The organism is Rhodococcus sp. MH15 (genome assembly GCF_019266045.1).
Lineage (GTDB): Bacteria > Actinomycetota > Actinomycetes > Mycobacteriales > Mycobacteriaceae > Rhodococcus_F > Rhodococcus_F qingshengii.
This window is the reverse complement of record NZ_LPNP01000080.1, coordinates 15,566-33,438: the sequence shown is the minus strand read 5'-3', so window position 1 is coordinate 33,438 and position 17,873 is coordinate 15,566. Positions and strand designations below refer to the sequence as shown.

At 61.8% G+C, this 17,873-nt stretch carries 18 protein-coding genes and 1 pseudogene; 6 read left to right on the top strand and 13 right to left on the bottom strand.

The features are described 5' to 3' along the window. Positions 1–76 precede the first annotated feature (76 nt). The 4 genes from ATN37_RS22985 to ATN37_RS22970 all read right to left on the bottom strand — a co-directional run bounded on the left by ATN37_RS22985 (position 77) and on the right by ATN37_RS22970 (position 3,415). Positions 77–775, bottom strand: a complete 699-nt coding sequence (locus tag ATN37_RS22985) for a type 1 glutamine amidotransferase domain-containing protein (RefSeq protein ID WP_030537402.1) — start codon at positions 773–775, stop codon at positions 77–79. A 139-nt stretch (positions 776–914) separates the two neighbouring features. Further along, on the bottom strand, positions 915–2,348 hold the full coding sequence (locus ATN37_RS22980; RefSeq protein WP_139799804.1) for a lipase family protein: 1,434 nt from the start codon (positions 2,346–2,348) through the stop codon (positions 915–917). A gap of 145 nt (positions 2,349–2,493) precedes the next feature. After that, entirely contained in the window at positions 2,494–3,186 is a 693-nt protein-coding gene (locus ATN37_RS22975; RefSeq protein WP_218695653.1) for a TetR/AcrR family transcriptional regulator, read from the bottom strand. A gap of 58 nt (positions 3,187–3,244) precedes the next feature. Continuing rightward, complete coding sequence (locus ATN37_RS22970; RefSeq protein WP_007735738.1) at positions 3,245–3,415, bottom strand: hypothetical protein; 171 nt, start codon at positions 3,413–3,415, stop codon at positions 3,245–3,247. A gap of 154 nt (positions 3,416–3,569) precedes the next feature. Here ATN37_RS22970 and ATN37_RS22965 point away from each other — a divergent pair, with 154 nt between their 5' ends. Next, positions 3,570–3,983 (top strand): hypothetical protein, encoded by a 414-nt coding sequence (locus ATN37_RS22965; RefSeq protein ID WP_116058263.1) that lies wholly within the window; start codon positions 3,570–3,572, stop codon positions 3,981–3,983. Positions 3,984–4,013: 30 nt separating this feature from the next. Here the strand turns inward: ATN37_RS22965 and ATN37_RS22960 are convergent, their stop codons facing one another. The 3 genes from ATN37_RS22960 to ATN37_RS22950 form a co-directional block, all read right to left on the bottom strand. Next, positions 4,014–5,288 (bottom strand): RNA polymerase sigma factor, encoded by a 1,275-nt coding sequence (locus tag ATN37_RS22960; RefSeq protein WP_042922905.1) that lies wholly within the window; start codon positions 5,286–5,288, stop codon positions 4,014–4,016. 2 nt (positions 5,289–5,290) lie between these two features. Continuing rightward, a complete protein-coding gene (locus ATN37_RS22955) occupies positions 5,291–5,719 on the bottom strand; it encodes a YciI family protein (protein WP_007735729.1) in 429 nt (142 codons plus the stop codon). Between the two features lie 161 nt (positions 5,720–5,880). Then, positions 5,881–6,474, bottom strand: coding sequence for a hypothetical protein (locus ATN37_RS22950; RefSeq protein WP_042448198.1), 594 nt, complete (start codon positions 6,472–6,474; stop codon positions 5,881–5,883). A gap of 93 nt (positions 6,475–6,567) precedes the next feature. Between ATN37_RS22950 and ATN37_RS22945 the strand changes: the two are divergent. Continuing rightward, positions 6,568–7,538: pseudogene (locus ATN37_RS22945) on the top strand (alpha/beta hydrolase). Positions 7,539–7,547: 9 nt separating this feature from the next. Further along, the gene (locus ATN37_RS22940) at positions 7,548–8,627 is read left to right on the top strand and encodes a helix-turn-helix domain-containing protein (RefSeq protein WP_256933467.1); all 1,080 of its coding nucleotides are present in this window, start codon (positions 7,548–7,550) and stop codon (positions 8,625–8,627) included. A 22-nt stretch (positions 8,628–8,649) separates the two neighbouring features. Here ATN37_RS22940 and ATN37_RS22935 read toward each other — a convergent pair whose 3' ends face one another. Beyond that, on the bottom strand, positions 8,650–9,549 hold the full coding sequence (locus ATN37_RS22935) for a LysR family transcriptional regulator (protein ID WP_218695652.1): 900 nt from the start codon (positions 9,547–9,549) through the stop codon (positions 8,650–8,652). Positions 9,550–9,689: 140 nt separating this feature from the next. Here ATN37_RS22935 and ATN37_RS22930 point away from each other — a divergent pair, with 140 nt between their 5' ends. Genes ATN37_RS22930 through ATN37_RS22920 form a run of 3 tightly spaced genes read left to right on the top strand, consistent with a single transcriptional unit; the run spans position 9,690 to position 12,945 of the window. Then, positions 9,690–11,096 (top strand): FAD-binding oxidoreductase, encoded by a 1,407-nt coding sequence (locus ATN37_RS22930; RefSeq protein ID WP_218695651.1) that lies wholly within the window; start codon positions 9,690–9,692, stop codon positions 11,094–11,096. 14 nt (positions 11,097–11,110) lie between these two features. Beyond that, a complete protein-coding gene (locus ATN37_RS22925) occupies positions 11,111–11,752 on the top strand; it encodes a histidine phosphatase family protein (RefSeq protein ID WP_007735718.1) in 642 nt (213 codons plus the stop codon). Beyond that, positions 11,752–12,945, top strand: a complete 1,194-nt coding sequence (locus tag ATN37_RS22920; RefSeq protein WP_039973500.1) for a winged helix DNA-binding domain-containing protein — start codon at positions 11,752–11,754, stop codon at positions 12,943–12,945. Before ATN37_RS22925 ends, ATN37_RS22920 begins: the two co-directional genes overlap by 1 nt. Positions 12,946–12,950: 5 nt before the next feature. Here the strand turns inward: ATN37_RS22920 and ATN37_RS22915 are convergent, their stop codons facing one another. The 5 genes from ATN37_RS22915 to fepB are packed head-to-tail and all read right to left on the bottom strand — an operon-like array spanning position 12,951 to position 17,781. After that, positions 12,951–13,793 (bottom strand): siderophore-interacting protein, encoded by an 843-nt coding sequence (locus ATN37_RS22915; protein ID WP_007735714.1) that lies wholly within the window; start codon positions 13,791–13,793, stop codon positions 12,951–12,953. Between the two features lie 21 nt (positions 13,794–13,814). Then, the gene (locus ATN37_RS22910; RefSeq protein WP_003943123.1) at positions 13,815–14,639 is read right to left on the bottom strand and encodes an ABC transporter ATP-binding protein; all 825 of its coding nucleotides are present in this window, start codon (positions 14,637–14,639) and stop codon (positions 13,815–13,817) included. 25 nt (positions 14,640–14,664) lie between these two features. After that, positions 14,665–15,720 (bottom strand): iron chelate uptake ABC transporter family permease subunit, encoded by a 1,056-nt coding sequence (locus ATN37_RS22905; RefSeq protein ID WP_217018050.1) that lies wholly within the window; start codon positions 15,718–15,720, stop codon positions 14,665–14,667. Next, the gene (locus tag ATN37_RS22900) at positions 15,717–16,775 is read right to left on the bottom strand and encodes an iron ABC transporter permease (RefSeq protein ID WP_217018051.1); all 1,059 of its coding nucleotides are present in this window, start codon (positions 16,773–16,775) and stop codon (positions 15,717–15,719) included. The genes ATN37_RS22905 and ATN37_RS22900 overlap by 4 nt, the downstream gene beginning before the upstream one ends. Then, positions 16,768–17,781, bottom strand: a complete 1,014-nt coding sequence (gene fepB / locus ATN37_RS22895) for a Fe2+-enterobactin ABC transporter substrate-binding protein (protein WP_007735706.1) — start codon at positions 17,779–17,781, stop codon at positions 16,768–16,770. Before fepB ends, ATN37_RS22900 begins: the two co-directional genes overlap by 8 nt. Positions 17,782–17,873 lie beyond the last annotated feature (92 nt).

The window sequence follows — 17,873 nt, the reverse complement described above, 5'->3', positions numbered from 1 at the left end:
CAAACCTCTTTGTCGACAACAGAACACGGACCAGCGCCGCATCGAGGAGACCTCGATGCGGCGCCAAAAAGCATGCTCAGCCCAAGTCGGCGACAATCCGCTCGGCGAGAGGCCGTGACGACGCCGGATTCTGACCGGTGTAGAGCTTGCGGTCCACCACGACATAAGGCGACCACGCCTCAGCCTTCGAGAATTTGCCGCCCAATTCGCGTAGGCGAGTTTCGAGCAGCCACGGAGCCTTGTCCGCCAGACCAGCCTGCGTCTCCTCTTCGTTGGTGAACGCGGTCAGCTGATAGCCGTCGAACAGCCAGCTTCCATCGGGTCTCTGGGCCGGCAGGAGTGCCGCCGGCGCGTGACAGACCGCCGAGACCACCTTGTCCGCGTCCAAGAAGTTCACGAGAAGCTCACCGAAGGATGCCGACACCGCAAGATCCTCCATCGGTCCATGTCCACCCGGTACAAAGACCACGTCGTAATCGGCAGCATCGGCGTTCTCCAAAATCTCCGGCGAATCGAGCACCGGCTGCAGATCGGCGATGTACTTGCGCATACGGTCGGCGCCTTCTTGCCCGCCGTTCACCTCGGGCGCCAGGCTTCCCTCGTCCACAACGGGAGCTTTACCGCCAGGCGTCGCGATCACGATCTCGTAGCCGGCGTCGACGAAAACGCGATGCGCCTCGACCAGTTCTTCCGCCCAGTACCCGGTCGGGTGGGGTGTTCCGTCCTTCAGCGTCCAGTGATCTGCAGAAGTCACCGCAAACAACAGCTTTGTCATCGCGCAACCTTTCGTCGGTAAAAGGAACCCATTGGTGACAAGACACCATCTTCAAGGCCCGATCAATGAAATAACGTCCAGTCAGTGCAACACGCTGCCCTTGTGAGAATTCCTCACCACCGCAGAATCACGTCACCCGTCAGGTCCCGATCGGCTTGCCGAACAGGCCTGCGACGAGTTCACCGACCGCATCCACCCAGACTGGCCAGGTCCTCTGATCAAGCGCCATGGATCCAGCGTCGAAGGTGCTGCATCCCTGCTGAGCAGGCACACCAGCGAACCGATCACGAAGCCACAGTAGAGCACTCGGCAATGCGACGACTTCCATGCTGACGTGCTCACTGAAGTGGTCTCTGGTGTAAACGACACTCGCAGAAGGATCTTGGCAATAGGTATCGACAAGTTTGTTCACCGGGCCAACAGGCACCAACCAGTCGGGATTCGACTGATAAATGTACATCGGCACGTCAGGAACCGACTTACCCATGGCAGCTCGGGAGAGCGCAGCTCTCACCGTGGGGTGTTGGACGGGATCTCCCGGGACATCGAGGAAGCCCTTGATGTTGAGGAAGGGCACTGCAGCTGACGTCCAGAGCATGCACAGGTTGTCCTTGGCAGCGAAAAGCGCTCGGCCGGCAAGGTTTATGTGCTGATCGATGAAGCCTGCAAGTTCAGGATCTTCTCGGCTCACTCCGATTACACCGGCAGCGACGATCCCGGCCCCTAGAGCGTTGTTGGCATTGTCGAGCAAAGCGCCGAGATCCGCGGCAACACCACCTTCGGCGACTCCGACGATATTCAGTTCCGGCGCGTACGCCTGCCGTATTTCAGCTGCGTGACCAGTAGGAATCGATCCACCCGAGTAGCCGAGCAGCCCTACGCGAGTTGACCGCCCTTGTAGCTCCATGGGTTCGAAGTTCTCAGCAGCACGGATACCGTCGAGCGTGATCCGGGCCGCGACGGGGCCGGAGGCGAAGGAAGAATTGGGTCCCTGATGATCGGGCACCGACAATGCCCAACCCTGCGCCAGTGCCGCCTGCACTTCGAGGAATTGAGCACCACCGGTCGCAGCGCCCGTCACCAGCCACGGCAACGCGCCTTGCTGCATGACATACGAAGGTGCGCAGTAGTTTCCGAGTGAATCCTCTGCCATCTGAAAGGACAGCAGCGGGCGCGGGCCTCCATCGCGAGTGTCGCCACGCGGCTTGATCACTGTGGTGACAGCAGGAATCGCCTCGCCCGCAGCATTATTGGATCGATACGAGATCTGCCACGCATCCACGTTGGTCGGAATCAGGTTGAGAGTACCGAGATTCACCGCACGAGCGGCGATGATCTCACCCGGTTGCTTGGATTCGACGACCTCGACAGGCGGTTCATAGAAGGTCTGGTCCAGTTCAGGCAAAGGCGGTGCAACCGCAGGCGGCAGGGCAGGCTGGACCTGAATTTGGGCGGGAACACCTTCGTCCGGTGCCGCTGAGGCAGGTGCCGAAAGTCCGATCTGCCCGATTACTGCAATCACGGCAATTGCGAGGCCCCCGCGTTGTCGGTCAGTTGTCCAGCGTCGTCCCATACCAATTCCTCCCCGGAAAAGCACAGATTGCCTTGTGTTGCCGCAGTTCTCATCACGAGCACACAAGTTAGATGCGAGTGTCTAACACATTGAGGACGAGAGTAGAGCGTTGTGGGCCGGATTACAATCCCCTGGTCTTCGTGACCTATTCGTCGGTGTGAAGGGGCGCGTCGTCGATCAACGCATTCAAGAGCACCGTCATCAGATCGACCAGTACCGACACGGGAGGACGAGGCTCCGCAGTGCTCCACTGGTGCACCAGCGCGGTAAGCGCGCCGATGAAGGCGGTGGACGCCCACCAGTAACCACCTGGCGGTTCGTAATCTTCGCCCACGATCCCTTTGATGATCGACTCGAAAAATGTTGCCCAGACCGAACGTTGGTCCACACGATGCTTTTCCACCCGGGGACTGACACCTACGACGTCGATGAAGGCAACGTGTGCGCGTCGTGGGTCACTTCCGACCGACTCGACGAAGGCGGCCATGGCCGTCGCTGCCTTGTCACGGAGATTGACCGAAGGCTCTGCATCGAGTGCGTCGACCATTGCAATTCTGGCGTCGAGTTGGATCTGGTCATACAGCGCGAGGAGTAGATCCTCGCGACTACCGAACTCGTCGTAGAACTGCCTTCTGGCCAGACTCGCGGACGCGCAGATATCCGCCACCGAACTTCCGGCATACCCCTGGTCCGCAAACACGCTGAGAGCAGCATTCAAAAAGAGAGAACGGCGTTCGGCCTTGCGAGCCGCGACCGACCTTCCGCCGTAGTTTCTGTCTGTTTCAGCAATTGCCACGTCTGCCAGAGTATGCGGCATCGCGCCGCACACAAAACGCATCTGACCTGCTGCGAAGTTCCTTCACCACCACTACCGGCGCATCGGCACTGCAGCACGATCAGGCCAATACGAAGGCCACGGCAAAAAGTGTCCAGGCGGCAGCGAGAACCGTTGACGCCGCAGTAACTGCCCCGGTCACGGCAGGTCGAGTGCTGCGGTTGCGCGCGGCGATGATCCCGACCGTCATCAAAGTCAACGCCACCAGGAACGACAAAACCACGATTTTCACCAGCAACCCCTTCGACGACGGTCAACAGAACCGGAGATCATTTAGATAGTACACAAATAAATCGTGCATTAATTAAACTCAAAGTCCGTCAGGGGACTCTTGACAGAATTCAAGAGCGCCTGTCAGGCTGGTCCTGACGAAAGGAGAACTTCTCATGGAAGACCTGATCGAACGCGCCCTGACTGCGAAGATCGAGACCGCCGCGATCACCACGGTCAACGCCGCGATCACCGAGGCCGGCACTCAGGCAGACAAGATTGTCGGAACAGATCCTTTACCTGGCAGCCCTGAGTGGGAGGCAGAACAGGACACCGACATCCCGACGCAGCGTCAGATGGCGTGGCAGTTGGCCTGTTTCCGGATTCAGCTCGCCGCGGGTATCGATTCGACGGCAAGCGTCATGAGCCTGCGTAGATTCGGCGCAACATGGTCAACCATCGGCCGCGCAGCGGGAATGACCCGTCAGTCCGCACATGAACGGTGGGGTCGACGTGTATCGGACATGCTCGATCCCTACGGAGTCGGGATGCCGCCCATGGTGCCGAATGATGATCCGACTCAGCCCTGACTAACAATCGCGTGACTAACAATCGCGTGACTACCGATCCGGCAGCAGCGCATCGGCTTTCGCGACCAGCACAGCGCGCTCACGCTCGTTCCCGGCCAGCCGAGCCGCTTCGAGGAGTTCGGTTCTAGCCTCCTCGGATCGGCCGAGCTGACTGAGCAACTCCCCCCGAACGCTGGGAAGCAGGTGGTAGTCGGCCAGTTCACCTGAAGCGACAAGCTTGTCGACGAATTCGAGCGCAGGGCCAGGACCGTATGCCATGGATACCGCCGCCGCATGATTGAGGTCGACCACGGGCGATGGCGCCAGTTGCGCCAGAGCCTCGTAGAGGATGACTATCTTCTTCCAATCGGTGTCTTCGAAAGTTGCTGCTCGCGCATGACATTCGGCAATCGCCGCCTGCAGGCCGTACGGGCCTCGTCCACGCCCGACGGCGTCAGCTCGTTCCAGCGCGGCAAGCCCACGCGAGATCTGTAGGCGATCCCACCTCGTCCGATCCTGGTCAGCCAGCAGGATGGGCTCACCGGTCGAGGTTGTCCGAGCGCCGAATCTCGAGGCTGTCAGCTCCATCAAAGCGACAAGGCCGTGTACCTCGGACTCCCTGGGGACCAATTCGGCGAGTATTCGCGCGAGCCGCAGAGCCTCAGCACTGAGCTCCGCCCGCATCCACTCGTCCCCGGAACTGGCTGCATAGCCTTCGTTGAACACCAGGTACAGCACTCCGAGGACGGCGCTCAATCTGCTCGAAAACTCTTCTCGCCCTGGAACTTCGAAAACCGCTTTCGAGGCGGTCAGCGCCTTCTTCGCGCGGACTATCCGCTGCTGCACCGTCGCCGTCGGCGTGAGGAACGCTTTCGCAATCTCTTCCGTGGTCAAACCGCCCACCACTCGAAGCGTCAACGCCACCTGCGCTTTTCGATTCAACACGGGATGGCAGGCGATGAACATCAGGCGAAGGACATCGTCGTCGATGCGGTCCGGATCCCAGCTGACGTCGTCGAAATGTGAAGCGTCGTTCTCGAGTTCACGCGCAAAGTGGGCGTAGCGCTCGTCCAACCTCTCACGTCGTCGCCACCCGTCGATCGCTCGTCGTGTCGCCACAGATGTCAGCCAGGCAGCGGGGTTTCTCGGAACCCCCGTCGCGGGCCACTGCTCGACGGCTTCGAGCAGAGCCTGCGCGGCCAGATCCTCGGCGAGATCAAGATCTCCGACGGTGCGAGTCAACGTGGCGACAATCTTCGCGGATTCGATACGCCAGACCGCGTCGACAGCCTTTCTCGTTTCTTCTCGCACCGCCTCGTCGGTCATGGTCAGCCTGCGACCGGACGATCGGTACCGAGCTCTTCACGCCAGCCTGCCTCTTTCTGGATGTACTCGTTGTCCTGATCGAAGTCCGACATCTCGCTCACGCGGCGTACCTCGAGCTTGCTTCCCGGCCCGAGCGGGCAGCGCTTCGCCCATTCCAAGGCTTCGTCTTTGGTCGACGTCTGAATGATCCAGAATCCCGAGAACAACTCCTTCGTCTCCCCGTACGGGCCGTCGGAGACCAGCGGAGGATCGGACTCGAAATCGACGATGAATCCCTCCTCCATCGCCAGTCCCTCACCGGCCAGCAAGACACCTGCCTTGATCAGGGACTCGTTGTACTGCCCCATCGCCGCGATGATCTCGTCGAAGTCCATGTCCTTGGATGCTTCGATAGCCTCATCGGTGGAACGCATGATCAGCATGTACTTCATGAGAATCTCCTTCGTTCGTGGACCGCTCTGTTCGGTCCCTCTGCTTACACGTCGAACGGCGCACTCACCGATCGACAAACTTCCGAAACAATTTTTCCGAGGACATAACCGCCGGTCGCGATACGCTGCCCACGGTATCGGCGGACGGGCCGTCGGGCCGGTCAGAAGTCGAGAAATCCCGGCACAACTTCGCGAACGAGCCCGGTCGCGTCAGTGCTCCCGTAGAAATACACCGACCCGTAACCGAATAGGTACTCCTCTACGAAATCGGGGTGGGACTCGGCAACCACCGGCCACCCCTCTTCGTTGATCTGGAACAGGAAGCTGTGTCCATCCGCCTCCACGGATTCGGCATACGACGGTTCGTTCTGAATGAGCACCGGTTGCGGAGCTATCAACACCAACGGCATCACCTCGTCGTCCGAGGGAATCCTGATCAACGCCGCGCTGCCAAGGCCCGCATGGCTGCCCGCCGATTCCGCACTTCGTGACGACGAGGGGTGCAGGACTGCCCTAACCCCGATGTCCGGGTATTCGAGGTCGTCGTCGCCGATGGAGAAACCTCGACGGATGAAGACCGAAAGCTCTCGCGCGCCGAGCCACGGCGCCGTGTGTGCCTCGAGCGTCAGAAGGTACTCGTGCGAATGCAGAATCGCCTGACCAGCGAAAACCTGCGGAGGTCGTCCACCAATCCGTGCCCCACTTTTCGAATCGCTCGAACCCACCCCGAGATGTACCCTGTCCACCGGCGTCATCCTAGGGAGATCCGACGGGTGTCGGAGGGAGACTCTCCGATTTCCTACAATCCGCTGGTGACGTAGGCCACAATCAGGCTCGATGATGGGTGCATGACAACATTCCCGACTCTCGACCCCGAACTCGCCGCGGCACTCACCATGCTCCCGAAGGTGGACTTCGCTGACCTCCCCAACGCACGGGCCACCTACGACGCTCTGGTCGGCACCATGTTGGCCGACCTGTCATTCGACGGAGTCACGCTTCGTGAACTGTCGGCACCCGGCCTGGACGGCGATCCGGAGGTCACGATTCGTTTCTTCACCCCGGACAACACTGCCGGCCCTGTCCCCGTTCTGCTCTGGATCCATGGCGGCGGATTCGCAATCGGCACCGCAGAATCCAGCGATCCATTTTGCGTCGAGGTGGCGCGGGAACTCGGATTCGCCGTTGCGAACGTGGAGTACCGCCTCGCCCCGAAACCCCCTTCCCCGGCCCCGTCGACGACTGCTACGCCGCACTCCTCTACATCCACGCCCATGCCGAGGAGCTGGGGGTCGATCCACGCCGCATCGCAGTTGGAGGGCAGAGCGCAGGCGGTGGACTGGCCGCAGGCACTGTCCTCAAAGCCCGTGACGAGGGCGTTGTGCCCGTGGCCTTCCAATTCCTCGAAATCCCTGAACTCGACGACCGCCTGGCGACGGTCTCGATGACGAACTTCGTCGACACCCCCTTGTGGCACCGCCCTAACGCCATCCTGTCGTGGAAGTACTATCTCGGCGGGTCGTATTCCGGTCCCGAAGATCCTGACGTGTCCATTTACGCTGCGCCGTCCCGGGCTACCGACCTCACCGGTCTGCCGCCGACCTACCTGTCCACCATGGAACTCGACCCGCTCCGCGACGAAGGAATCGAGTACGCCCTTCGGCTGCTGCAAGCGGGAGTCAGCGTCGAATTGCATTCCTTCCCCGGAACCTTTCACGGGTCGGCACTGGTCGCGACCGCCGCGGTCAGCGAAAGAGGTGCCGTCGAAGCCCTCACTGCGCTCAGGAGAGGGTTGCGTTCGCTCTCGCCGGTCTCGTAGCGTTGCGAGATGCAAGGACTGATGTACCGGCTTGCCGAGCTCGATGCAGACTCGGCAGGCCTGGTACGTGTCATCGATTACTTCGACGCCCTCGTGCGGCACGGCTCCGACACCGCGTCTTTGCTTCGTGCGAGCGCGCAGTTGGCGGACTGCGTCGTGGGTATCGAGATCGTCGAGCGCGGCAGAAGCAAGAAGAATTTGCGCCGTTGCGATCCGCGCGGCCGCTGGTCACCCGATCCTCAGCTCCCACCGAGCATGACCAGAAACATTGCCGTAGACGACGAGGTTCTCGGAACGGTATGGATCGAACGACCCGGGGCCAGCTTGCCACTCGACGAAATGCTCGTCGACCGGATGGCCCTGACCGCAGCGATAATTCTGCAACCGCGACGCCTGCCTACCGAAGCCGAGCACACTCGAAATCTGTTGTTCCCGATGGATGAACTCGCGGTGCTCACCTCCTGCGCCGGTCTCGGTATCGAACCCCAAACCCCAGTCCGTGTAATGGCAACCAAGGCAGTCTCAGGAACGGCCGAAGGTGCTGCACACCTTGTCATTTCGCCAGATTGCACACCTGGCAAAGCCGTTGGGATAGACGCTGACGGCGAGTATCTGAATCTCGTGGCGGGTTCGTTCGCACCGACACCCGAGCTGTCCGTGGCCGCACTGTCGTCATCCGTACGCGCCGGAATATCTTTGACTGCTTCCGCTTCCGAAGTGAATACAATACTCGGCACTGCACGATTCGCTCGCGCACAGGCGTCGGCAACAACACCGATCGTGAACGCCGACGATCTCGGCGCCCTCAACCTCTTGGCGCCGGGACCACACATCGATCACTCGCGAATACCGGATCTGGTTCGTGCCGAAGAGATCGGCGACACCAAACAGGGGTTAGAACTACTCGAAACCTTGAGGTCATACCTGCAGTCCGGAACCTTGAGGGCCGCAGCAGATTCCATGCATCTTCACCACAGCAGCGTCGCGCACCGATTGGCGAAACTGTCCCAGCACGTCGGATTCCACGTCGATTCCATCGAGAACCGAGCACGCGCAACGGCCATGATGCTGGTCCTCGATGGCGGATAGGACCCACCGCGCATCACAGGTACTACGCAGTGGTTGACGATCTTTCGCGTTCAGCGAGCGCAACAAACGGCGCAAGCGCCGGATTCGGATTATCCGGCCGGTAGGTCACTGCCACGTCGAGAGTTGGTTGCTCACCGGCGATCTCACATAGATGGACACCCGGGATGCGGAGCATCCGCGCTCTGCCCTGGGGGATCGGCGCAATACCCACCCCGTCCGAGACGGCATGCAGCACCTGCTCGTCGTCGGCCTCGAATCGAACGATGCTGGGCGCCCCGTTTGGCCAAAGTTGTTCGAGCGTACGCAAATACATCCCCGGGGCGTTGGCCTCCGGCCAGAACACAACGGGGACGTCCACCAGATCTCCGAGTTCGAGCGTCGCTCGACCACCGAACGGATGATCCACGGGAACAGCGACCAGGATAGGTTCGGTATCGAGGACGATCAGGGGAAGTTCTCGATCGTCTTCATCGAGCGGCGGGCGAACAACCGCGATGTCGACGGCTCCGGTTCGGACGAGGTCGACAGTCTGCGCCGAAGTGCCACGATGAACGACAACTTCGACGCCCGGGTAGAGCCTTCGATAGGTGCTGACCAGATCCGCGACTGCGCCGCCCGCCCACGAACGGGTGTACGCGATGCGCAGTTCTCCGTCCACACCGCGCGCGGCCAACCGAATTCGTTCGACCGCCCGGTCCGCACACCCGATCAAAAAGCGCGCCTCTCGTACCGCCACCTTGCCGGCTTCCGTGAAGGTGAACTGCGGACCCCGACGATCCACCAGCGGAACTCCGAGTTCGCGCTCGAGAACCTTGATCTGTTGACTGAGGGCCGATTGCGCGACGTGGACGTTCGCAGCGGCTCGAGTGAAGCCCCCATGATCCGACAGAGCGATCAGATAACGGGCACGCTGCAGGTTCATACGGCGATTATAAGAAAAACAGATGGCGGTGTCACTACTTGGTCTTGGACACGGCATCACCTGAGGTCGGAGGATCGAGTTCACGTTGATCCACCGTCTGTCTCCCGAAAATTGTCACCCGAACGATCACAAGGTTGCACATGAATCCCCGAGCACTCACTGAACCTGCAACAGACGCGAGGCTTCTCGACGCCCTCGCAGAGATCGTCGGCCACACGCATGTCCTTACCGATCCCGAACTGATCGAGGGCTACACACGTGACTGGACGGGACGTTGGATCGGCGACGCGATCGCGGTCATCCGCCCCGGCAACACTTCCGAAGTGTCTGCGGTTCTTCGAGCATGCTTCGACGCGGGGGTTCCCGTCACACCGCAAGGCGGCAACACCGGACTGGTCGGTGGTGGAATCGCCTCGACTGGGTCCGTGGTGCTGAGTACCAGACGTCTGGAGACGATCGAAGCCGTCGACCCCATCGGTCGGACAATCGCAGCCGGCGCCGGCGTGACCGTTGCTCGCGCCGACCTGGCGGCATCGGCACACGGTCTCCGCTTCGGGATCGATTTGGCATCAAAGGAATCCGCGACACTCGGCGGCATCGTCGCAACCAACGCCGGTGGGACGCGCATGGTCCGATACGGAAATACACGCGCACAGATACTCGGTATCGAAGCCGTGCTCGCGGACGGTTCGGTGCTGAGTAGATGGACTCCACTCGTCAAAGACAATGTCGGATACGATATTCCAGGACTTCTCGCCGGCAGCGAGGGAACGCTCGCAGTCATCACCAAGGTCCTGATGAAGCTGGTCACCCCGGCGACCGACACCCAGGTCGTGCTCGCGGGTGTACGCGAAGTCGATCAAGCGCTTCATTTGTGTAATCGCGTGCGTCAGAGCGGATTGACCGTCGAAGCCGCCGAGATCATGACCGACGACGGCATCTCCCTCGTCTGCGCACACACCGATGCCCGTCGCCCGTTCGGCACCCCTTCACCGATGTACACACTCATCGAGGTGTCATCACCGCGCGAAACGGAAGAGTCGCTCCTCGAAGTACTCTCCGACTCTGCCGACCTCATCGAGGACGCGACGGTCGAGCCTGGGCCGGCTCGAAAACTGTGGACTCTGCGGGAAAGCCATACCGAAAGCATCAGCGCGTCGTCGACGACGCCGGTAGTCAAGCTCGACATCTCCGTCCCCTTGTCCGTGATGGGAATGTTCATCGACAACCTCCGAGAAAGCCTGGCACAACGATTCCCCCTCGTGCGGCCAATCCTGTTCGGGCACTTCGCCGACGGAAACATTCATGTGAACCTTCTGGATGCCGAGCCGAGGGTCGCACACGAACTGACCGATACGGTGTTCCGACTCGTCGCCGTCCACCATGGAAGCATCAGCGCCGAGCACGGGATAGGCCGCGCGAAGTCACCGTGGATATCGCTGGGGCGCACTGAAACCGACATCGCCGCAATGCAGTTGATCAAATCGTCCTGGGATCCCCGTGGAATCCTCAATCCTGGAATACTGTTGCCGGAAAAAGTCGGGTAAGCAAAAGGGGTCTCATGCAGGATCTTTACGTCGTCACTCATCCTCATGCCGAACACACAGCGCAGGACGTAGTCGGCGGTTGGCACAATTCGGTTCTCACCCCCGCTGGTCGGCGCGATGCAGGTTTGATCGCCGAAGCGCTGAAACGACGACGCACAGGAACTTCGCGCCCGGTCCGCATCACCTCGTCCGACCTCAATCGTTGCACCGAGACATCCACGATCATCGCCCGGACACTCGATGCTCCGGCGACAACGGATTCACGATTGCGCGAAATCAGCTTCGGCGAAGCCGAAGGACGCCCGAACTCGTGGCTGGCCCAGCGGCAGGTCCCGGCCCCTGACAACAACCGCCTCGATCACCGTGGCCCCGTTGCCGGTGCCGAGACCCGCCGCGACATCGCATCAAGGGTTCACGAATGCGTTCACGAACTGATGGACGATCTCGATCACGATCACATCGTCGTAACCCACGGCTTTGCACACACATTCGTCGTCTCCGCCTGGCTACAGATTCCCGTCGAAGCCGCAGGATTTGCGACCTTCGCGACCACCCCGGGTGCAATCACACATCTCCGACACGACGACTACTGGCGCAACCGAACCCTCGTGCAACTAGCTGATACGACGCACCTGGACTGTGGCACGATGGCCTGATGCGCCATGTCTCCGACGACGAACGCCGTGCTCGCATAGGAGTACGTCATGCGCTGGAGCCAATGTTTCACGTCGATTCGCCGGAAGCTGCCACGCGGGCGATGACGGTACTGCACGCCACCGAGTCAGCGACGGTCTATCTGTCTTGCTGGGCGAGGGTTCGGTCCGTGGACGCCGCCGACGTCGACCGCGCCCTGTACGACCAACGCAGTCTCGTGAAGCAATTGGCAATGCGCCGCACACTCTTCACCTTTCCCCGCGACTTGCTGCCGGCCGCGTGGTCGAGTGCGTCCGCCCGCGTCGCGAACACCGAGCGGGCACGAATGGCCAAGGATGTCGTCAAGGCCGGACTCGCCGTCGACGGCAACGACTGGCTCGATCGCGCACGGACGGAAGTGCTGAAGTTGCTCACCGATAGGCCTGAAGGGCTTTCAGCGGTAGAGATTCGTCAGGCCGTGCCGATGATCGACGTCAAGGTCGAGGGTTCGGCAGGTGAAATCTGGTCGGCACCCAGGGTTCTCACGCATCTCGGGGCGACCGCAGACATCATGCGCGGCACCAACACCGCCCGCTTCCCCGTCTCACGCCCACTGTGGACTCTCACTCGACACTGGCTCGACGACGCCCCCGTCGATCTCGAATCTGCAGACGGCTATCGAGAAATAGTCCGCCGTTGGCTCTACACCTTCGGACCGGGCACGGAAGACGACATCGTCTGGTGGCTGGGCTCGACGAAGACGGTCGTCCGGGCCGCCCTCGCCGAACTCGACGCCGTTGCAGTCTCACTCGACGGAGGCGACACCGGCTGGTTGCTACCCGATGACGTCGCCACGGTGCCTGATCCAGGTCCTTGGGTGGCACTCCTACCGGTGCTCGACCCGACGATCATGGGGTGGAAGAACCGTGACTTCTACCTCGGCCCGCACCGCAACCAACTCTTCGACACCCGCGGTAATGCCGGCACCACCGCATGGGTCGACGGTCGCGTCGTAGGGTGCTGGATCCAAGACGAAACCGGTGTGGTGCACGTTCGATTGCTCGAGACCGTGTCAGCGTCTGCGCGACGTTCTCTCGATGCCGAGGCGGCGCGCCTCACCGCGTGGCTGGGCGGCGTCAGAATCGGCACGGGGTACGTCTCACAGGCGATGAGGCACGACGTTCCCGAACCTCCCGCCGGCACTAGTTCCCGGTGATAGCGTCAGATACCGATTGCCAGATCGTCGATGTCTGCGAGCGTGCCGCCGTTTTCGAGGATGCTCGTGTAGTTCCGAAGTCGGTTCTGATCTATCTCGGTAGTGCTGACCCCTCGCTTCCAGTACCCGAAGACAACTACATCGTCCTTCGCCAGGCCGACTGTCTTGCGGAAATGCGCTCGAATGGCTCGCATCTCGTCCCGTTCCCCGGCACCCCACACCGCGTAGTCTCCTGGGTTTTCGAGTTCGACGGCGTACTCGGCGAGGCCATCTTCGACATGGTGCAGCTCGAGGCCGGGGATCACGGGTAGTTCCGCGAAAGCCTCGGCGTCACCGGTGGCGACCCAGCCGACGCCGGTCAGTCCCTCGGGCCACTGAAGCAGAATCGAATAGAGGGCAGGTATCGCGGTGTCGTCGGCGAAAAGTGCGACGCGGCGACCAGCGATCTCGGGAACGAGGAAGTGCGGGCGAGGACCGGTGAGCGAGAACGTGTCACCCACACGACGGTCGTCGGCCCAGCGCATCATAGGGCTGGTGTGACCGTGCAGCACTACGTCGAAGGTCATCGAACCGCTCGACGCATCGAAGGTGCGCACCGTGTAGACACGAGAGACGTCGTCGTAGTGCGGACCCAGCTGGATGCGAAATGCGACGTTGGGCCGCAACCAATTCGGGTCGTCCGCCGACGAAGTCAACTGGACGGCGATGCGCAAGATGCTCTCGGTCGGCCGTTCGACGCGTTCGACGACGGCAACCACGTCGTTGAGACCGCGGTCGTGGTCTTCTCCGCGTGGCGCCTTTGCCGACGCAGACGTTTCAGTTTCTTCAGGTCGAGATGCGGTAGTCATTGATATCTCCTGATCGGTGGTTCAGTTGTGGACGGGTAGTTGACTGACAGGTCTTCGATCACGCGGAACAACAAGTGGCCGTCCGGTTTCCGGGTCTTCGAGAACCAGCGCCTCGAGGTCGAAGACTTCGCGCAGTAACTCAGGGGTGAAGACGTCCGAGGCACTGCCCTGCATGACAATTTTTCCGGACCGCATGGCAACTACGTGCGTGGCATATCTGGCCGCGAGGTTCAGGTCGTGCAGGACCGCGACCAATGTTCGACCGGACTGGTGGAGTTGGGAACAGAGGTCGAGAACCTCGATCTGGTGTGCGATGTCGAGAAAGGTGGTCGGTTCGTCGAGCAACAACACCGGGGTGCGCTGCGCAAGCGTCATGGCGATCCATACCCGCTGACGTTGTCCCCCACTCAGCTCGTCCACCAATTGGTCTGCTGCATATCGCATTCCGACTTCATTCAGGGCCTCGGAGACAACATGCTCGTCTTCGGGTGACCACTGGCGCAGCATGCTCTGATACGGATATCGGCCGCGGGATACGAGGTCTGCGACACTGATCGCTCCAGGCGAGAGCGGGGACTGTGGCAACAGGGCGATTCGCCGGGCGACTTCTTTGGTTCGATAGGACCGAATATCGTTACCGTCGAGCACAACACGACCCGATCGAGGTGTCAGCATTCTGCCGAGCGCACGCAACAATGTCGACTTGCCGCACCCGTTCGGTCCGACGACGACGGTGAACCCTCCATCGGGGATCTCGAGACTCAACTCGTCCACGATGGTTCGATCGGCGTACCGTAGTTCGATCTTCTCGGCGCGCAGCCGCGATGTTGGGGTGGCAGTAGTCATGAATCTCTTTCGTAGCGAGTTTTTTTCAGGCCTGACGAGCGAGCAGCCAGATCAGATAGGCACCACCGAGCAGACTGGTGACAAGACCGACAGGAGTGCGGAGACCGACCTCGACCGCTTGCGCGATCAAGTCGGCGCCCGCCAGCAGAACTGCGCCTAGCAGGAAGGAAGTCGCGACAAGAACACCGCTGCGCCGTGCCAACCGTCGTGCGATCTGGGGAGCGGCGAGCGCCACAAATGCGATGGGGCCGGTGGCCGCGGTCGCCGCGCCGGTGAGCGCGACCGCAAGCAGAATGCCGGCAAATCGGTATCGCTCCACGGAGATCCCGAGCGAGGACGCTGCGTCGTCGCCCATCTCCATCATGGTGACGCGCCGGGACACCACGACGAGAGCAGGAACGAGAACACCGACGGCGATGGCAACACTGACCGCGTGTGGCCAACCGCGCCCGGTCAGCGAGCCGGCCGTCCACTGCTGCACAACGGTGGCGTCGTCGATATCCGCACGCACCACCAGGAACGACATCACGGCGCTCAGCATCGCGCCCACGCCGATACCGACCAGGACAAGTCGAAGACCGCCGCTGACGCCGTCTTTGCGTGCCAGCGCGTACACCAGAAGCGCCGTCAGCATGCCGCCGAGAACAGCGGCGCCCGCGGTCTGCAGTACCCCGCCTCCGAAGAAGACGATCTGAACCACGGCTGCAGCCGCAGCGCCGGTGGTGAAACCGATGATGTCCGGCGATCCGAGAACATTGCGCGAAAGCGTCTGGAAAACCGCGCCGGCCACACCGAGGCTTCCGCCCACGCCGATCGCCGTGATCAGCCGCGGCAGCCTGCGATTCTGGACGGACCGAACCGCCGCTGGGGCGCCTTCGCCGTGCAGGGCACGCCATACTTCGCCCAAGGACAGATCCAGGGTTCCATACATCAGCGTGGCAAACGAGAGCGCCGCCAATGCCGCACTGATTGTCACGGTTACGAACAGCACTCGCGGAACTATCCGCCACGAGTACGGCCCGATTCGAACCACCCAACCGCGGAACAGCGGTGGAACCGGCTGTGCTGCAATCGCGTTCACAGCGACGCCACCCGCCGCGAGCGCACGAGCGCAACAAACAAGGGGCCACCGAGCACCGCCACGGCGATCCCCGTCTGCAGATCTCCCGGCGCTGTGGCAACGCGACCGAGAACGTCGGCCAAGAGCAGAAATGCCGGGGCGACAACGAGCACGCACGGCAGAAGAAATCGCAGATCCGGCCCGACGACACCGCGCACGATGTGCGGCGCAGCCAGGCCCACGAATCCGAGCGGTCCAGCCGCCGCAGTGGCGGCCCCTGCCAGCAGGATGACTGCGACAGCGGATCCGACCCGTGCGGGTCCGGTGCTGGCACCGAGCCCTTTGGCGACATCCTCGCCGAGCGCGATTGCGTTGAGTGGACGAATCAGCAACAACGACAACACGATACCGACGATGACGAAGGGCAGAACAGTGACGATCACGTCTCCGCCGCGGCCTTGCAACGAACCCACTGCCCAAAATCGGAACTGATTGAATGCGGCCTCGTTACTGATGAGAACCATGCTGGTGAGAGCCGTGATCGCCGTCGCAACAGCGGCACCGGCAAGCGCCATGCGCGCTGGGGTCGCGGCGCTGCGATGCGCCGACCCCAACATGTACACACCTACCGAGGCAACGGCCGCGCCGGCAAGCGCGAACCACAGATAGCCGCCGACCGAAGTCACCCCCAGATAGGCAATCGCAATCACGACTGCTGCTGATGCTCCGGCGTTCACACCGAGTAGTCCCGGATCGGCCAGAGGGTTGCGGGTGATCGACTGCATCAGCGCGCCGGCCAGTCCGAGCGCGGCCCCGACCACAAGCCCGAGAATTGTTCGAGGCAAACGTGATTCGATCACAATCAGGTGCTCGTTGTTACCGGCGTCGTAGGAAAGAACTGCATCGAGGACAGTGGAGACGGGGATGTTGCGTGAGCCGATGACGAGTCCGCCGACGGATGCCAGCACGATTACAACGATGGAGACGAGGACCAACAACCCCGCACGCGCGGCCGTCCCGGACCGCGGTGGCGCTTCGGTCCGGGACTGCTCAGAAACGCCCACGCGGTCATCCACCGAACGTGGACACCAGCGACTCGACCGTCTGCTTTGCACTGAAGTAGTCGAGACGGAAAGCTGCCGTTCCCATCGCGTATACCCGATCACCCTTGACCGCAGGTTGATTCGCAAGGAGCGGGTCGGCCGCGAGTTGCTTCTCCACGTCCTTGGGCCCCATCGAGACGGCAAACAGCGTCTGCGCCCCGTCTAGTGCGGCAGACATGTTTTCGGAGCTGACGATCGCGACGCCGGAGGCACCCCGCTTGTCCGGAGCGACAAACTGCTCGGCGGGCTCGGCATAGGTGAAGCCGAGCGAGGCCAGCAGATTGCCCTGCGGGCTGTCAGCTCGGAACGTCCAGACACCGTCGGCACCCATGTAGACCAGTGCCGTCACCGGCTGCTCGGGAAGTTTGATCTTCGCGGCTTGGGTGGTGACCCAGCTGTCGTATTCGTCGACGGTTTTGGCGGCCTCGCTCTCGAGTCCGGTGACAGTCCCGAGCTGATCAGCGAGCTCCTCCCAGGAGCTGGCGCCGTAGTCGAGAAGAACAGTGGGTGCGATGTCGCTCAGCTGTGAGTAGGCATCGAGTGTCGAGTCGCCGCCGTTAGCGGAGCCGATGATCAGATCGGGCTCGAAGGTCTCGATCGCGTCGAGGTCCAGCTCGAGATTTCGGTAGAGCACCGCGACGCCACGATCAGCCGCCACGCCCGACCACTGGGAGAAAAACCCCTGGTCATCGGTCATTCCCGACGGCGTTGTCGCCGCACTCGCGACCACCGGCGCTCCGATCGCAAGCAGCGTGCCGGTCAACGACGGCGAGGTGGACACGATCCGAGTCGGCTTTGCAGTGATCTCGGTACTGCGGCCGCCGTGATCGACGGTGCGCGGCCAGCCCTCGGTGGCCCCGGAGGTTTCCTGGGTGCCCTCGGTTCCGGTGTCACTACCTGAAGAATTCGAGCAGCCGGCAAGAGCGAGGGCGACGACCGCGGCGAGTACTGCCGCCGTCGGGCGTAGAGATCTGCGCATGAGTATGTGGCTTTCTGAAGATACGAGAGTGCGCCGCTGCGAACGCAGTCGGCAGAGGTAAAGTTAGCCATACTTAAGTCGCAAGGGTTGTC

Coding starts and splice junctions, on each gene's coding strand:
- ATN37_RS22950 (WP_042448198.1), bottom strand. CDS start 6,474: ATGACGCCGGTGGACAGGGTACATCTCGGGGTGGGTTCGAGCGATTCG.
- ATN37_RS22940 (WP_256933467.1), top strand. CDS start 7,548: ATGCAAGGACTGATGTACCGGCTTGCCGAGCTCGATGCAGACTCGGCA.
- ATN37_RS22960 (WP_042922905.1), bottom strand. CDS start 5,288: ATGACCGACGAGGCGGTGCGAGAAGAAACGAGAAAGGCTGTCGACGCG.
- fepB (WP_007735706.1), bottom strand. CDS start 17,781: ATGCGCAGATCTCTACGCCCGACGGCGGCAGTACTCGCCGCGGTCGTC.
- ATN37_RS22975 (WP_218695653.1), bottom strand. CDS start 3,186: ATGCGTTTTGTGTGCGGCGCGATGCCGCATACTCTGGCAGACGTGGCA.
- ATN37_RS22985 (WP_030537402.1), bottom strand. CDS start 775: ATGACAAAGCTGTTGTTTGCGGTGACTTCTGCAGATCACTGGACGCTG.
- ATN37_RS22915 (WP_007735714.1), bottom strand. CDS start 13,793: ATGACTACCGCATCTCGACCTGAAGAAACTGAAACGTCTGCGTCGGCA.
- ATN37_RS22930 (WP_218695651.1), top strand. CDS start 9,690: ATGAATCCCCGAGCACTCACTGAACCTGCAACAGACGCGAGGCTTCTC.
- ATN37_RS22935 (WP_218695652.1), bottom strand. CDS start 9,549: ATGAACCTGCAGCGTGCCCGTTATCTGATCGCTCTGTCGGATCATGGG.
- ATN37_RS22965 (WP_116058263.1), top strand. CDS start 3,570: ATGGAAGACCTGATCGAACGCGCCCTGACTGCGAAGATCGAGACCGCC.
- ATN37_RS22920 (WP_039973500.1), top strand. CDS start 11,752: ATGCGCCATGTCTCCGACGACGAACGCCGTGCTCGCATAGGAGTACGT.
- ATN37_RS22910 (WP_003943123.1), bottom strand. CDS start 14,639: ATGACTACTGCCACCCCAACATCGCGGCTGCGCGCCGAGAAGATCGAA.
- ATN37_RS22925 (WP_007735718.1), top strand. CDS start 11,111: ATGCAGGATCTTTACGTCGTCACTCATCCTCATGCCGAACACACAGCG.
- ATN37_RS22955 (WP_007735729.1), bottom strand. CDS start 5,719: ATGAAGTACATGCTGATCATGCGTTCCACCGATGAGGCTATCGAAGCA.
- ATN37_RS22980 (WP_139799804.1), bottom strand. CDS start 2,348: ATGGGACGACGCTGGACAACTGACCGACAACGCGGGGGCCTCGCAATT.